The 15,017-nt window shown below is 46.4% G+C and carries 18 protein-coding genes; 11 read left to right on the top strand and 7 right to left on the bottom strand.

All coding sequences use genetic code 11. The features are described 5' to 3' along the window. Positions 1–13: 13 nt before the first annotated feature. Positions 14–481 (bottom strand): META domain-containing protein, encoded by a 468-nt coding sequence (locus C2745_RS07225; RefSeq protein ID WP_251368310.1) that lies wholly within the window; start codon positions 479–481, stop codon positions 14–16. Between the two features lie 281 nt (positions 482–762). Between C2745_RS07225 and rpsP the strand changes: the two genes are divergently transcribed. The 6 genes from rpsP to C2745_RS07195 all read left to right on the top strand — a co-directional run bounded on the left by rpsP (position 763) and on the right by C2745_RS07195 (position 4,732). Then, entirely contained in the window at positions 763–1,008 is a 246-nt protein-coding gene (rpsP, locus tag C2745_RS07220) for a 30S ribosomal protein S16 (protein WP_128112547.1), read from the top strand. A 93-nt stretch (positions 1,009–1,101) separates the two neighbouring features. Then, positions 1,102–1,668: a ribosome maturation factor RimM gene (rimM, locus tag C2745_RS07215; protein ID WP_215383782.1), complete on the top strand. Its 567-nt coding sequence runs from the start codon at positions 1,102–1,104 to the stop codon at positions 1,666–1,668. Positions 1,669–1,693: 25 nt separating this feature from the next. Continuing rightward, the gene (gene trmD / locus C2745_RS07210) at positions 1,694–2,440 is read left to right on the top strand and encodes a tRNA (guanosine(37)-N1)-methyltransferase TrmD (protein WP_215383781.1); all 747 of its coding nucleotides are present in this window, start codon (positions 1,694–1,696) and stop codon (positions 2,438–2,440) included. Between the two features lie 137 nt (positions 2,441–2,577). Beyond that, the gene (gene rplS, locus C2745_RS07205; RefSeq protein ID WP_215383778.1) at positions 2,578–2,973 is read left to right on the top strand and encodes a 50S ribosomal protein L19; all 396 of its coding nucleotides are present in this window, start codon (positions 2,578–2,580) and stop codon (positions 2,971–2,973) included. Positions 2,974–3,038: 65 nt separating this feature from the next. Next, positions 3,039–3,776, top strand: coding sequence for a CoA pyrophosphatase (locus C2745_RS07200; protein ID WP_215383776.1), 738 nt, complete (start codon positions 3,039–3,041; stop codon positions 3,774–3,776). Further along, on the top strand, positions 3,773–4,732 hold the full coding sequence (locus tag C2745_RS07195) for a CobD/CbiB family protein (RefSeq protein ID WP_215383774.1): 960 nt from the start codon (positions 3,773–3,775) through the stop codon (positions 4,730–4,732). Before C2745_RS07200 ends, C2745_RS07195 begins: the two co-directional genes overlap by 4 nt. On the opposite strand, the gene rsgA is transcribed toward C2745_RS07195, so the two are convergent. Both rsgA and C2745_RS07185 read right to left on the bottom strand, forming a co-directional pair. After that, positions 4,677–5,690, bottom strand: coding sequence for a ribosome small subunit-dependent GTPase A (gene rsgA, locus C2745_RS07190; RefSeq protein WP_215383771.1), 1,014 nt, complete (start codon positions 5,688–5,690; stop codon positions 4,677–4,679). The genes C2745_RS07195 and rsgA overlap by 56 nt on opposite strands. Positions 5,691–5,701: 11 nt before the next feature. After that, entirely contained in the window at positions 5,702–6,952 is a 1,251-nt protein-coding gene (locus tag C2745_RS07185) for a M48 family metallopeptidase (protein ID WP_215383770.1), read from the bottom strand. Between the two features lie 15 nt (positions 6,953–6,967). Here C2745_RS07185 and orn point away from each other — a divergent pair, with 15 nt between their 5' ends. Further along, the gene (gene orn, locus C2745_RS07180) at positions 6,968–7,564 is read left to right on the top strand and encodes an oligoribonuclease (protein WP_215383768.1); all 597 of its coding nucleotides are present in this window, start codon (positions 6,968–6,970) and stop codon (positions 7,562–7,564) included. Positions 7,565–7,639: 75 nt separating this feature from the next. On the opposite strand, the gene mog is transcribed toward orn, so the two are convergent. Further along, the gene (mog, locus tag C2745_RS07175; RefSeq protein ID WP_215383766.1) at positions 7,640–8,263 is read right to left on the bottom strand and encodes a molybdopterin adenylyltransferase; all 624 of its coding nucleotides are present in this window, start codon (positions 8,261–8,263) and stop codon (positions 7,640–7,642) included. 71 nt (positions 8,264–8,334) lie between these two features. On the opposite strand from mog, the gene pmbA reads away from it, so the two are divergent. Next, positions 8,335–9,636 (top strand): metalloprotease PmbA, encoded by a 1,302-nt coding sequence (gene pmbA, locus C2745_RS07170; protein WP_371743004.1) that lies wholly within the window; start codon positions 8,335–8,337, stop codon positions 9,634–9,636. A 50-nt stretch (positions 9,637–9,686) separates the two neighbouring features. Further along, positions 9,687–10,769, top strand: a complete 1,083-nt coding sequence (locus C2745_RS07165) for a TRAP transporter substrate-binding protein (protein WP_215383762.1) — start codon at positions 9,687–9,689, stop codon at positions 10,767–10,769. 40 nt (positions 10,770–10,809) lie between these two features. On the opposite strand, the gene C2745_RS07160 is transcribed toward C2745_RS07165, so the two are convergent. Then, entirely contained in the window at positions 10,810–11,481 is a 672-nt protein-coding gene (locus C2745_RS07160) for an alpha/beta hydrolase (RefSeq protein WP_215383759.1), read from the bottom strand. Positions 11,482–11,608: 127 nt separating this feature from the next. Here C2745_RS07160 and C2745_RS07155 point away from each other — a divergent pair, with 127 nt between their 5' ends. Both C2745_RS07155 and C2745_RS07150 read left to right on the top strand, forming a co-directional pair. Continuing rightward, positions 11,609–12,898, top strand: a complete 1,290-nt coding sequence (locus tag C2745_RS07155) for an NRAMP family divalent metal transporter (RefSeq protein WP_215383757.1) — start codon at positions 11,609–11,611, stop codon at positions 12,896–12,898. A 34-nt stretch (positions 12,899–12,932) separates the two neighbouring features. After that, entirely contained in the window at positions 12,933–13,310 is a 378-nt protein-coding gene (locus C2745_RS07150; protein ID WP_215383755.1) for a hypothetical protein, read from the top strand. On the opposite strand, the gene C2745_RS07145 is transcribed toward C2745_RS07150, so the two are convergent. Both C2745_RS07145 and C2745_RS07140 read right to left on the bottom strand, forming a co-directional pair. Then, positions 13,307–14,182, bottom strand: coding sequence for a CoA ester lyase (locus C2745_RS07145; RefSeq protein ID WP_215383753.1), 876 nt, complete (start codon positions 14,180–14,182; stop codon positions 13,307–13,309). The two genes, C2745_RS07150 and C2745_RS07145, sit on opposite strands and share 4 nt — an antisense overlap. A 28-nt stretch (positions 14,183–14,210) precedes the next feature. Next, positions 14,211–15,005, bottom strand: a complete 795-nt coding sequence (locus C2745_RS07140) for a DUF4239 domain-containing protein (protein WP_215383750.1) — start codon at positions 15,003–15,005, stop codon at positions 14,211–14,213. Between the last annotated feature and the right edge of the window lie 12 nt (positions 15,006–15,017).

Here is a 15,017-nt window from a genome sequence, read left to right as displayed (position 1 = left end):
TTACTTTAATTCTTTATTTGTTAGGGCGTTGAGTAAAGCTGAGGACTTCGCGATCAGCACCAATCATGAGTAGTTGATCGCCATTACGCACAATGCTGCGGTAGTCATTCAGCTCATACAAGAAATCATTTTCCAACTCCATGCGTTGTGGGGTACAGGCCATTTTTGTGGCGGCGATTTGCTTGAGCGTAAAGCCGCGAGAATCTTCGTCAAGTGAGGCGGTAAAGCGATTGCAGCCAGTGGAGCCACTCACTCGCTGGCCATTAGCGTCAAAAACAACCTGGATGGGGTTGCTGGCCTCTCCCTGAGGGATCTGACGTGTGCGCACCTCGCCATTGCTGTTAGGGGCCAGGTTCCAGCGCGTAAGCTCCCACTTGGTGTTACGTAGCTCGGCACTCGGAGGACTGGTTTTTGCGTTACATGGAGGAATGACGTTAGCGCAGGCGGTTAAAAGCCCAAGTGATAGGCCAGAAACTATCAAAAATAGACTATTTAAGGGGTTTCTGGATGGATGAGGAGTCGCTAATTTAAGGGGCATAATTACGTAAAGTGTTGTTTTATATGTATTTTTTATGAATTTATCAGGCCTATTCTACTGTCTTGGGCTCTTAAATAGGTGGAAGAAGTAGGGGTTTTCGTCTAGAATATGAGGTTTTCCGCTCTACCGTACATTTAGTTGGTGAGCTGGAGCCCAAAGTTTTTTGTAGAAATTTCATTGGGTTGTAATCAACCTGTTTTCATTTTAGATTTTAAGGAATAAGTATGGTCGTCATTCGACTGGCACGCGGCGGTTCTAAGAAGCGCCCTTTTTACAGCATCGTTGCTACTGATAAGCGCAACCGTCGTGACTCGAACTTTATCGAGCGTATTGGTTACTTCAATCCACAAGCAGCTGCATCTGAGCAAGCAATGCGTATTGCTCAAGATCGTTTGACTTACTGGACTGGTGTTGGTGCGCAAGTATCACCAACCGTTGTTCGTTTGATCAAAAACAATCCAGCTGTTTAATATTCATTTACTAAAAACTTCATCTTTGCGATGAAGTTTTTAGTGGCAGGATTTATCAGTAGTTCTATTTCGGGAAAATAAGGTGTCTTACAAATGAGCACGCCTTCCCTAAATGATTTGATTGAGCTTGGCGCCATCTCTGAGGCGCAAGGTTTGCAAGGGCAAGTGAAGGTTAGACCTCACTCATCAGAACCCGTTGCACTTTTATCTTCTAAGAATGTTTGGCTTTCCCTAATTCCACGTCGGGCTGCTGGCGTTTCTGCGTCGCATGAAGAGGCTTCTCTTACGCAATATAAAGTCAAGAGCGCCAAAATGCATAGCGGCAATGTAGTAATTGCATTAGATGGCGTGAATGATCGTGATCAAGCGCTTGCTTTAAAAGGTGCGCGCATTTTGGTGACGCGCGATGCATTCCCGAAGGCGGATGCCGATTCTTATTACTGGGTTGATCTTATTGGGTGCAAAGCAATCAATCTGCAAGACGAAGTTCTTGGTGAGGTGATTGACGTTACTGAACATGGTGCGCATGGCGTCATTGCGATTGGCACTTCCGAGTCAAAAGAAATTAAATACTTGGTGCCATTTGTCAAAGAGGTTGTGCAAAACGTCGATTTGCCAAATAAAACCATTAGCCTGGACTGGCAGTCTGACTGGCAGTAAAGCTCAAAGATAAATCGAGACTGATATGCGCTTTGATGTGGTGACTCTATTTCCTGAAATGTTCTCTGCTCTCACGCAGTGGGGTATCACAGGGCGCGCATGTGAACAATCATTGGCTAGCGTTCACCTTTGGAATCCTCGAGACTTTTGCTCTGATCCCCGCAAAACGGTAGATGATCGGGCGTATGGCGGCGGCCCCGGTATGGTGATGATGGCTAAACCGCTGGAAGATACCGTTGCAGGAATTAGAGCCTCCCATGATGCGGCAGGCGTTAAAAGTGGACCAATTTGCTTGCTAGCCCCACAGGGAGAGCGCTTTTCTCAGAAGATAGCTACAGATATCCTCAATTACGGCAATTTAAGCTTTATTTGTGGGCGGTATGAGGCTGTAGACCAGCGTTTTGTCGATCGAAATGTCGATTTACAGCTTTCTATAGGGGATTTTGTGCTTTCTGGGGGTGAAATCCCCGCAATGGCAATGATGGATGCGGTGATTAGGCTTATTCCAGGCGCCCTAGGAGATGGCGAATCTGCCACCCAGGATAGCTTTATGAATGGCCTTTTGGACTATCCGCACTACACTCGCCCCGAAATATATGAAAATTTATCCGTCCCGGACGTGCTTTTAGGCGGACATCACGCTAAAATAGCGGATTGGCGTCGGCAGAAGTCTTTAGAGCTGACGTTGAGGTTGAGGCCGGACTTAATTGAATCGGCTAGAGCCAAAGGGTTGCTAACCCGAGAAGATGAACAATTTCTTCGCTCGCTGTAAATACTCTTCGTAGTGTGCGGTAGTGATTAGGTGGTTTGATTTTTTGGTTTAGTGAAATTGTTTTAACTGCATCCTCTGTTAGGTCCGTTGATTTATATCTCGGGATTAAACGCTAATAAGATGTTTAAGGATTAAAAATGAATTTAATTGAAAAAATTGAGCAAGAAGAAATTGCTCGCTTAAGTGCTAACAAAGTATTGCCAAGCTTTGCTCCTGGCGACACAGTAGTAGTTAGCGTTAACGTTGTTGAAGGTACACGTAAGCGTACCCAGGCCTTTGAAGGCGTTGTGATTGCCAAGCGTAATCGCGGACTCAATTCCAGCTTTATCGTGCGTAAGATTTCTTCTGGTGAAGGCGTTGAGCGTACTTTCCAAACATACTCACCATTGATCGCTAGCGTTGAAGTGAAGCGTCGCGGTGATGTACGTCGCGCGAAGTTGTACTACTTGCGTGATCGTTCTGGTAAGTCAGCACGTATTAAAGAAAAGCTTCAAGCACGTGTAAAACCAACAGCCGCTGTAGCTGCTGAGTAATCGCTGCTTTGATGCAAACAGAAAGGCGGCCTAGGTCGCCTTTTTTGTTGCCTTAGAATATAAACATGCCCAAGAATCCAATGCCCGAAGAGAATGCGATCAATGTCGCTGCGCCTCCGGGATTTGATGCGCAAGCGATCCCGATTCATCAGGTGTGCGCTCATGAGAAGAGGGTGGCAAAAGAATTTCTCGAGCCAGCTGGTTTAAAAGCGCGCTTACAGTTTCCACCAGAGTGGCAGCCAGAAATCACTGACGAAAATCGTCATGTGATTGCTGCAGACATTATTTCTAAGCGTCAGGCTGCTGGCAAAGTAACAAAAGCAGCAGTGCTCATTCCTTTGTTATTAAAAGAAGATGGCCTGTCAGTACTGCTGACACAAAGAACCAACCATTTGCGTGATCACGCTGGGCAAATTAGTTTCCCTGGCGGGCGTATGGACCCCGAGGACCAAAATCCGAATGACACCGCCTTAAGGGAGAGTGAAGAGGAAATTGGTTTGGACCGAAAGCGGGTCGAGGTAATTGGTCATTTACCAGAATATTTGACAGTTTCTGGCTATAGCGTCACACCAGTAGTAGGATTAGTCCAAGCTCAGGCAGAATATGTCTTAGACGAGTTTGAGGTGGCGGATGTATTTGAGGTCCCTTTAAGCTTTTTATTGGATCCTGCCAACCATCAAGTGAGATTGTGGCAAAGTGAGCAGGGTGGTCGCCGTTTTTATTCAATGCCTTATGAGAACCGCTTTATTTGGGGTGCTACTGCGGGAATGTTACGTAACCTATATCATTTATTAAAAGTATGACTTTCTTTTCTATTCTCTTCGCCCTCATTGCTGAGCAATATCGCCCAGTAACCGCAAACCATTGGATCGCGCGTTTAAGTGCCCGCTGGTTAGATTGGGTTGCCGGTGAGTTTGGCGGCAAGACAGAGGATGGTGCGAGCCCGGTTGGTGCGCGCATGGCCTGCTTGGTTGCTTTTGTTCTTCCAACCTTTTTGGTGTTTATGGTGTATGTCACCTGTATGGTGACCTATCCAGTTCTCGGCTTTTTGTGGAACGTAGTCATCGCTTATCTGTTTTTTGGTTTCCGTCAATTTAGTCATTCATTCACTGCGGTTCATGAAGCAATTGAAGCGCATGATTTACCTGCGGCTCGTATTGCCCTTGGTGAGTGGTATGGCCCAGAGCTAGACACTGCTAACTTGACAGAGGCTGAAGTGATTTCATTGGCGCTTGAGCGTGCCATTATTGGTTCACACCACCATGTGTTCGGTGTGTTGTTCTGGTTCATGATGCCAATGGGCCCTGCAGGCGTTGTGCTCTATCGCTTGGCTGATCTTGCATCTCAACGTTGGTCTGAACGCGGTGATTACAACCTCAGCGAATCATCACGTCATTTCTTTTACGTACTCGATTGGATTCCTGCGCGTATTACCGCAATGGGCTTTGCGATTGTTGGTAACTTTGAAGGTGCTGTTTATGGATGGCGCTATCTCACGCAAAAATGGTCTGACTCTTTATCTGCCGTGATTTTGGCAGCCGGTAGTGGCGCACTTGGAGTGCGCTTGGGTGAGCCGATGAGTGAGCCAGATAGCGATGAAGCATTGCGTATGGCTGAAGCTGGTGAGCCAGTAGTCTACGAAGTGGGTTTAGAGCCTACCGAGCGTACGATGCGCTCTGCAGTGGGCTTGGTGTGGCGCTTGGTTATCGCTTGGATGGCTTTGTTGCTAATGCTGACCATCGCTCTTTGGCTTGGCTAATACCCTGAATTTGCGTATCGGCAGTTTTTGAGTCCGAGCGAAGTTGTCTAAATAGCGCCAGTCTTTCTGGCGCTATTTTATTTCTGTCTACAGCATCACGTACTGCGCAATCCGGTTCGGATTGATGGACGCAGTTATGAAAGCGACACTTACCCAGTAAATCTTTAAATTCTCTAAAGGCATGCTGTAACTCGCTTACAGACATGTGAGCTAAACCAAACTCCTGAAACCCTGGAGAGTCAATTAAAGCGCCAAGCTTGCCATCAGCGTTTCTGCCCCAAGCCTCTGGTAACTCAAAGTAACGGCAGGCAGTCGTTGTGTGTTTGCCGGTATCTAAGCGTACTGAGTATTCTTGGGTGAGGGCGGCTGCATTCGGTACCCACGCATTGAGTAAGCTGGATTTGCCCATGCCGGACTGCCCAACAAATACAGAGACTTTGCCTTCTAGTGCTGGGCGCAACGCATCAATAGACGCCGAATCAAACTTAGCAGAGACTTCGCTTACTGGGTAGCCCATGCGCTCATACGGCGCAATAATCTTACGGGCATGCTCTAGATTGTCTTTGAGATCGCATTTATTTAGCAGAATATGCAAGCCAATTTGATTGGCCTCAGCAGCTACTACAGCCCTGCCGAGTAGATCTGGCGAGAAAGCAGGTTGGGTTGCGAGCACCACTAGGATTTGATCAACATTAGAAGCAATAATCTTGCTCTTAAATGCATCTGAGCGATACAAAATATTTTCACGTGGCTCAATCTGAATAATGCGCGCCTGATCTGCAGAAGTCATTTCCAGTAGTAAGCGATCGCCCACTGCGCCAACGTGTTGTTTTGCTGGTGTGCTTACTTGTATTAATGGACCGCTTGGGGATTCATTACCGTGGGTATCCGGCAATAAACGTTGCGCTAAATAATGCCTTCCATAGGATGCAGTGAGTAGCGCGTGAAAATGTTCCATGTTGCTATAACTTAGATAAAGCGCTGTAAGTTGGCAATACGTAGCGGGGCCGGAGGATGCGAGCTATAAAAAGCGGTATAGATCGGATCGGGCGTCAGTGTTGAAGCGTTATCTTGATACAGCTTTACGAGTGCAGAGATCAAATCTTTTGCAGACGATTTTTCTGCAGCGAAACCATCAGCTTCATATTCGTGCTTACGCGAGGCAAGACTTGATAGCGGCGTGAAGAAAAAGCTAAATACTGGCGATACCAGCATAAATAGGGCCAAAGCCAAGCCACCGTTATAGCCATTAAGGTTAGGCATAACACCGAGATCGGTATAGAACCATACTTGAGTGCTAACCCAGCCCAGCAGGGCAAACATACCAAAGCTCAGTGCAAAAGAGACCAGTAAACGCTTGCGAATATGCTTGCATTTAAAGTGGCCAAGCTCATGCGCAAGAACAGCCTCGACTTCGCCGGGGTTGAGTTTTTCAATTAGGGTGTCAAAGAACACAATCCGCTTGGCTTTACCCATGCCGGCAAAGAATGCATTGCCATGCGCGCTACGCTTACTGCCATCCATGACAAATAATCCTTGGCTTGCAAAATCACAGCGTGTGAGCAGCGCTTCAATCTGAGTTTTGAGAGGGCCGTCTTCCAATGCTTGAAACTTATTAAAGATAGGCGCGATGAAGGTTGGGAAGATCCACTGCATTAATAAGCTGAAGACCGTCAATACAGCCCACGCCCAAAGCCACCATAAGTCACCAGCTTGCGCCATCAAGGTGAGGATCACCCACAGTAGAGGAATGCCAATTGCGCCGCCTACAGCCATGCCTTTAAACATATCAGAGAAGAATAATTTTTTCCCCATGCGGTTAAAGCCAAAACGTTCTTCAAGATGGAATTGTTTGTACCAAGAAAAGGGGATATCAATAATCCCGGAAATGATGACGATAGAAACAAGCAGGGCAATTTGCTGAGCAATTCCTGCGCCTAAAAACTGAAGTAGTGCCATGTTCAGAATCTGAAGTCCGCCTAACAAGGTGAAGCCAATTAAAATGATGGCGCTGACCCCGTTTTCTAAAATACCAAGGCGTAATTTGGCGATGGTGTAGTCAGCAGCTTTTTGATGTTCAGCTAAAGTGACTTTTTCAGCGAATTCTGCTGGGACCGCCTGGCGATGCTGGGCAACATGCCGAATTTGGCGTTGGGACAACCAGTGGCGTAGGCCAAAACTGGCAATAAAAGCGATTAAAAAAACAATTGTGAAGGTCATGAGATCATTATAGATATGAGCGAACAAACAAACATTGCGGCGATAGCGCCGGCCAAGACAGCACCAGCCAATGAGCATCTGATTTGGGTGGATATGGAAATGTCCGGTTTAAACCCCGAAACCGAGCGAATTTTGGAAATTGCCATCATTGTGACCGATGCCCATCTCAATACCATTGCTACCGCCCCGGTGTGGGTCGTACATCAAGATGATGCAATCTTAGATGCGATGGATGCCTGGAATAAGGGTACTCATGGACGGTCTGGTTTGATCGAAAAGGTTAAAGCATCTACGATGGATGAGGCAACAGTAGAGGCAGAGTGCATTGCGTTTTTAAAGAAGTACATCAAAGCCGGTATCGCGCCAATGTGTGGCAATACGATTGGTCAGGATAGACGGTTCATGGCTAAGTACATGCCTAAGCTTGAGGCGTACTTTCATTATCGCAATATCGATGTATCTACCTTGAAAGAATTGTGCAAGCGCTGGCATCCTGAGTTGGTCAAGGGATTCACGAAGAAGCAGGCTCACACAGCCTTAGCTGATATTGAAGAATCTATTGAGGAACTCAAGTACTACCGTGAAAAATTTATTGTCCCCTTGCCGGAGTAAAAGGGCTGGGATATACATGTAGACGTAAAAGAAAAAGGTCCACTGTGTGGACCTTTTTTATTCAGCTCGAAAGAGCTATTTTTTGATGGCGCTTTTAGGTCTAAAGACTTTAATGACATCTTGATTGGACTCAATGTAAGGTCCGCCTATTAAATCGATGCAATAAGGCACCGCAGCAAAGATGCCAGGAACAATCGATTTACCTTCGCCATCCTTGAGTCCCTCTAAAGTTTCTGCAATAGCCTTAGGTTGCCCGGGCAAGTTGATCACCAAAGCGGCATGGCCATCGATTTCGCGTAAAACAGCAGTCTGTCTGGAGAGGATGGCGGTAGGTACAAAGTTCAGGCTGATTTGGCGCATTTGCTCGCCAAAGCCGGGCATTTCACGGGTTCCTGCATCACGGGTGGCCTCCGGGGTGACATCACGGCGTGAGGGTCCAGTGCCGCCTGTAGTTAAAACCAAGTCGCAGCCCAGCTCATCAACCAATTCGACGATGGCTTCGGTGATGATTTCAGATTCGTCCGCAATGAGCCGTTCATGAAAGACGCAGGGGTTGCTAATCGCCTTCATGAGCCATGTTTGTAGGGCAGGAATGCCCTCGTCTTGATAGACGCCTTTGCTGGCTCTATCGGATATCGAGATGAGGCCAATTTTGACCTCATTTGGGGTGGCGCGCTTCCAGGCTTCGTTATGCTTCATGTTGATATTCTAGCTATTATTAGGACATGTTTACATATACATCTACCCAGTTCCAAGAAATCATTGATTTCATGCTGAAAGAGGCCAAAAGAAGGGGGGCTTCAGACGCGGTTGCCGAAGTTTCGGAAGGCCAGGGCCTATCGGTCACCGTACGCAAAGGTGAGGTTGAGACAATCGAGCAAAGCCTGGATAAGCAGGTTGGTGTGACAGTATTCTTGGGTCATCATCGCGGTAACGCAAGCACAAGTGACTTTTCTAAAGAATCTCTTAAGGCTACAGTCGATGCTGCGTATCACATCGCACAACATACAGCTGAAGATAATTGCGCTGGCCCTGCAGAGCGAGAACTCTTAGAAAAAAATCCACTAGATCTAGATTTGTTTCATCCGTGGAATATTGATGCTGCGCATGCTGTAGAGATTGCACGCACTGCAGAAGGTGCTGCATTTGCAGTAAGCAAACAAATTCAAAATAGTGATGGCGCATCGGTGTCCGCTCATCATGCGCATTTCATGATGGGTACATCACACGGCTTTATGGGCGGTTACCCATTCTCACGCCATTACATTTCTTGCGCACCAATCGCTAGTGAAGGTGGCAAGCAATCCAATATGCAGCGTGATGATTGGTATTCCAGTTCACGCATACCGCAAGAGTTGGCGGATCCAGCGGCTATCGGTAAGTACGCTGCAGAGCGTGCTTTATCAAGGCTAAAGGCAAGATCCTTAACTACACGTCGTTGCCCTGTCATCTTTGAGGCGCCCTTAGCGGCAGGCCTTTTAGGTGGCTTGGTGCAGGCGGTATCGGGTGGCGCCTTATACCGACGCTCTAGTTTTTTGCTTGATAGTTTGGGTAAGCAGGTGTTGCCGAAGCACATTAGCCTTTTTGAAGATCCGCACCTAAAGTCCATGACAGGAAGCGCGCCATTTGATGAAGAGGGTGTAAAGACAAGCGCCAGAACTGTAGTCGACAAGGGAATTTTGGAAGGCTACTTCCTTTCGACCTATTCGGCCAGAAAGCTGGGAATGAAAACCACCGGTAATGCTGGTGGATCACATCACCTCACGCTCAAAAGTAAGAAGACGCCTAAGGGTGGATTACCGGCCCTGCTAAAAGAAATGGGTACGGGTCTATTAGTAACTGAATTGATGGGCCAGGGCGTGAACTATGTCACCGGCGATTACTCAAGAGGTGCTTTTGGTTATTGGGTGGAAAACGGGGTCATTCAGTATCCCGTAGAAGAAGTCACAATCGCAGGGAATTTACGCGATATGCTCTTGGATATCGCGCTGATTGGTAGCGATACCATAATCCGCGGCACCAAAGAGACTGGCTCTATCCTTATTGGATCGATGACGGTTGGTGGAAAATAATTGCTAAAGCTAAATTAGTGAATACAGAAGAATACTGAAGGGAGATATCCATGCAAAGACGTTCATTTTTAAAGAAGGCAACTATTGGCGCTGGTGCAGCAGCCTTAGCGACTCCATCTATAGCGCAGAGTTTGCCGACGCTTAATTGGCGTTTGGTTTCTAGCTTTCCGAAGTCATTGGATACCTTGTTTGGAACGCCTGAGGTATTTGCCAATGCATTACGCAAAGCGACGGATGGCAAGTTCAACGTTAAAGTATTTGCAGCGGGCGAGGTGGTGCCTGCCTTGCAAGTCTTGGACGCCGTTCAAAATGGTACGGTTGAGTGCGGCCATACAGCGAGCTATTACTACTTAGGTAAAAATAGCGCATTCATTTTTGATACAGCAGCTCCGTTTGGCATGACCGCACGTCAACAGTCCGCGTGGATTCTTCATGGCAATGGCATGAAGTTAATGCGCGAGCTTTATGCGAGCTACAACATTGTGAATTTCTTGGGCGGTCAAACGGGCACGCAAATGGGTGGTTGGTTTCGTAAAGAAATTAAATCCCCAGAAGATCTCAAGGGTTTGAAGTTCCGTATTGCTGGCTTTGCTGGTCAAGTATTGGCAAAGCTCGGAGTAGTTCCACAGCAATTACCGGCTGGCGAAATTTATTCAGCCCTAGAAAAGGGCACGATTGATGCTGCTGAATTCGTCGGTCCTTACGATGATGAAAAACTTGGCCTTGCTAAAGTGGCTAAGAATTATTACTACCCTGCCTTTTGGGAGGGTGCTGCCGGCCTTTCTTTCTTGGTAAATAAGAAACAGTGGGATTCATTGCCGCCTTCTTACCAAGCCGCTTGGGAAGCTGCTTGTTTTGAGGCGCATACAGATATGTGCGCCAAATACGATGCGCTAAATCCGCCAGCATTACAACGTCTTTTGCAGAATGGCGCAGTGTTACGTAAATTCAACACCTCCGTATTGGATGCATGCTTTAAGGCTGCTCAAGAAACGTATGCAGAAGAGTCGGCTAAGAATCCTCAGTTTAAAAAGATTTTTGAGGACTATCGCGTCTTTAGAAATATGGAGGCGCAGTGGTTTAATGTTGCAGAGCAAGCCTTCTCGCAATACAGTTTTAGTAAGAAGCTTTAAAAGAGCGCTACTATCAAAAAAGGACTCGTATGAGTCCCTTTTATTTTCTGGCTAGCGCCTGCTGTAGGTAATGAGAGATGTCTACAAGTTCTTCGCGATTGACTGAGTGCTCCATTGGATATTCATTCCAACTGACTGAATAGCCTAATTTCTCGAGTAGGGCGCATGAAGTGCGAGCGCGCTCTGGGATAACAACTGCGTCATATTCGCCATGCGCCATAAATATTGGCGTATTTTGATTGGCAGAATGTTTCTCGGTATTCAAGCTCATAGCTAAAGGTAAATATCCTGATAAAGCCATGATTCCAGCGAGTTTATGTGGGAACCGCAAGGCTACATACAGTGTCATAGCGCAGCCCTGTGAGAATCCTGCTAACACAATCTGATCGTATGCAATGCCGCGACTTGCTTCACGCTCAATGAGTTGCACAATGGAAGCGGCTGATTTTTGAATGCCGGCAGCATCTTCTTGATCCATCAAATTTCTGCCGATAATGTCATACCAGGCTGGCATAACATACCCGCCATTGACTGTTACTGGCATGCTTGGCGCACTTGGAAACACAAAACGAATGCCAGGGCAGCCGGTGAGATCCAATTCGGGAACAATGGGTACAAAATCATTGCCATCAGCCCCTAGTCCATGAAGCCAAATGACTGCGGCACTAGGATTTGGTGAGGTCTCTAATTCAATACAAGGTAGCAAGTCCATCTGAAGTCCATTCTTTGAGAAGAAATCACATTATCGATCAACAACACATTTTCACTGAACTCAAGCCTATATGTTGAAGTAGAAGGCGCTACACTGAGGTCATGAACAACATTCCTTTGGATAAGTTATGAGGCCCGCTGATTTGTGGGCTCGCATTAAGCGTCATCCATTATCTAGAGTCGGACCTGGCTTGGTGACTGGGGTTGCTGATGATGATCCTAGCGGTATTGTGACCTACTCTCAGGCTGGCGCGCAATTTGGCTTCAATATGCTGTGGACCATGCCATTAGCCTATCCATTGATGTCCACCATTCAAGTCTTATGTGCACGTATCGGTAGGGTAACTGGTCGCGGGCTCTCGGCAAATATGAAGCTTGCGTTTCATCCATCGGTTTTGATGGTGCTTGTTGTATTACTCTTGTTTGCTAATGTTTTAAATATTGCTGCTGATATTGCAGCAATGGGTGAGGTAGCGCAGCTGGTTACGGGAATCAACTGGCACATCATGACGACGGTATTTGTACTGCTCACACTCACATTGCAAATATTAATTCCTTACCGTCATTACGTTTTCTTTCTTAAATGGCTTTCTTTGTCATTGCTGGCATATGGAGCGGTTCTATTTACCGTCCATGTTCCATGGAGTGAGGTGGTATGGACCACACTTTTGCCGGATTTCACTTGGAGCAAAGATTCTGCTGCAGTCGTAGTTGGAATCTTCGGCACAACAATTAGCCCTTATCTATTTTTTTGGCAGGCTTCTCAGGAAGTTGAGGATATGAATCTTCGCCATCAATCTAGTTTGCTGGAAAGTTCTGCTGAGGAGGCGAAGGCTGAGCTTAGAAGAATTCAGTGGGATACCTGGAGCGGTATGCTCTATTCCAACGTTGCTGCCTATTGCATTATTTTGGCAACGGCGGTTACTTTGTATGTTGCTGGTATTCGTGACATTAATACAGCCGCGCAGGCCGCTTCAGCCCTACGACCACTTGCAGGTGATTTTGCATTTTTACTTTTTGCCCTAGGAATATTGGGCGTTGGCTTAATGGGTGTTCCTGTTTTGGCTGGGTCGGCTGCCTATGCATTATCTGAGGTATTTGGTTGGCGTTCTAGCTTGGAAGATTCAGCGGCGCAGGCGAGTAAGTTTTATTCCATTATTGCTGTGAGTGTTTTAGGGGCGCTCGCCATTCAATATTCCCCCATTAGCCCGATGAAAGCCTTGTTTTGGAGTGCCGTGATTAATGGGGTGGTGGCTGTACCGCTGATGATTGCAATCATGCTACTGTCATCTAAAAGTACTGTGATGGGCTCTTTTGTGGCCAGCAAAACGATGAAGTTATTGGGTTGGTTGGCTACCGCAATCATGGCACTGGCAGCACTATCTTTGGGTATAGGCTTCGTTATCAATGGGGTGTAAGATGTTTTAAAGCACTTCTTGATGAGGCAGTCTAATGAAAACCTATCCTATTGCACTAGAGTTAACTGTTTGGTTTGATCTGGGATTGAACCAGTATGAAGTGTCCATCGACGAGCTCTCGAAAATCTCGATTAAACGAACCGATGACGTACTACATACAAGAGAGCTGCTGGCGACAGAGGTACAAATGCTCATCGATGCCATTAATGCGATCAAGGTGCCTGTAGCTGATGAGGTAAATAGTGATCCATCTAGTAAGGCTTCATCTAGTTATGAACTCATTATTGAATCAGCACATTTCTCTCTGGAGTTTAATTGGGAGAGCCTAGATGTGGAGGCTAGCAAGTCCAATGCATTTGATTCGGTAGTGAAGCTTGCGAGCTTAGTGCAGAGCTTAGATTTGGATCACTAATTAGCAGTTGTTTTTGCAATCGCATTTGCTAGTGCCAAAATTCTTTTGGCGTCTTGAATATGAAGCTCTTCAATGAGCTTGCCATTGAGCACTGCAATACCAGCTCCCGATGTAATTGCAGCCTCATAGGCGACAATTCTTTCCTGCGCTTCTGCAATTTCTTGTGGTGATGGACCAAAGATCTCATTAGCGGCTTTGATTTGATTCGGATGAATCAGCGTCTTGCCATCAAAGCCCATATCTCTACCTTGAATACAGGATTGAATTAATCCAGCCTCATCGTCTAGGGAAAGGTGAACGCCATCGAGTACACATAAGCCATATGCTCTGGCTGCCAGCACTGATAAAGATAGTGCAGTAAGGGTTTCAATGCGGGTCGGGGTGTGGCGAGCATGCAAATCTTTGACGAGATCTGAGGTTCCCAGTACCAGTGCTTCTAGTGAGGGATGAGATTGGGCAATTTCGGATAGTTTGAAGATTGCCTTAGGTGTTTCAATCATGGCCCAGATAGTCATGCTTGCGGGAGCGCTAAATTTCTTGAGAAGGTTTGCCACTTCTTGCACCTGTTCAGCAGATTCTACCTTCGGCAAAACAATGGCGTCTGCTTTGCTATTGGCAAAGGCCTTGAGCTCATCAAGCCCCCATGGGGTACTAAGACCATTGATGCGAACAACAGCCTCCCGATAGCCAAAACCAGATTGCAGTGCGTTGAGAATATTTTCTCTAGCGGCTGATTTGGCATCTGGAGCCACAGCATCTTCTAAATCGAGAATGAGCGAATCAGCAGAAAGCGTTTTGGCTTTTTCTAGGGCGCGCGTATTAGCGCCTGGCATATACAAAACTGAACGGCGTGGTCGATTGGTATTCGTCATGATGAGCAAAAAATACTAGGGGGACTGATTAATAAGTCCAAGAAAGTTTCAGGAGATTGATAAAGGGGTCTGGCTGGATTGCCATGGGGCCCAAGAATGGGTGGATATAGATGATGAGGAAGTACAGCACCCCGACAATTGTCGAACCTAAGAATACGATCAAGATCACATGAGTTCTCACGGATTTCATCTGAAAGAGACATGAGAAGATTAAGAAAATAAATGCGCTGCTAATAAGACCAAGCCAGGCTGGGGATGCCAGGGCAAATTGAGCGTTGTAAATACGGCTTCTACGTAATTCTGAGGATTCTGCAATCAGGCGCAACATTTGCTGGTGCGCGTTGATCTCTCCAGCGGTTTTTGGTTGAAAACGAATAATTTGATTTTCAATTATTAATAATTTTTTATAAGCATCGATGCTAAATTGATCTTTGCTTAAGAGTGGCCACTCTTCTTTAATTACGGTTTCTGTGTAATCTCTTAATTGTTCTCTACCAACACTTTCTACTTCCGGGGGGAATGCGGCATAAAGGCGATAAATGTTATTTAAACTATTTGCTTCTTTAGTGACTGCATCATTGACGCCGTTATAGCTTTGCCAAACCAATACAGTAATAAATGCAAATACCAAACTAAACACTACCCCCATTGCGTTATAGATATAGCCGGCGTATTCAGAATCCTCTCCAAATAGGCATCTTCTTAGTAGTTTTTGGAAGATAAAAAAGACTGTAAGGCAAACCGCAAGGACTACAACGATGAGCTCAAGACGTAGGCCAACGTCAGATGCTTCAAGTGCAATTCTTAGTAAGGGTAGGCTCATGGCAAAGGTCCG

It is taken from the genome of Polynucleobacter sp. AP-Kolm-20A-A1 (assembly GCF_018688315.1).
Classification (GTDB): domain Bacteria; phylum Pseudomonadota; class Gammaproteobacteria; order Burkholderiales; family Burkholderiaceae; genus Polynucleobacter.
This window is presented reverse-complemented; position numbering and strand designations above follow the sequence as displayed.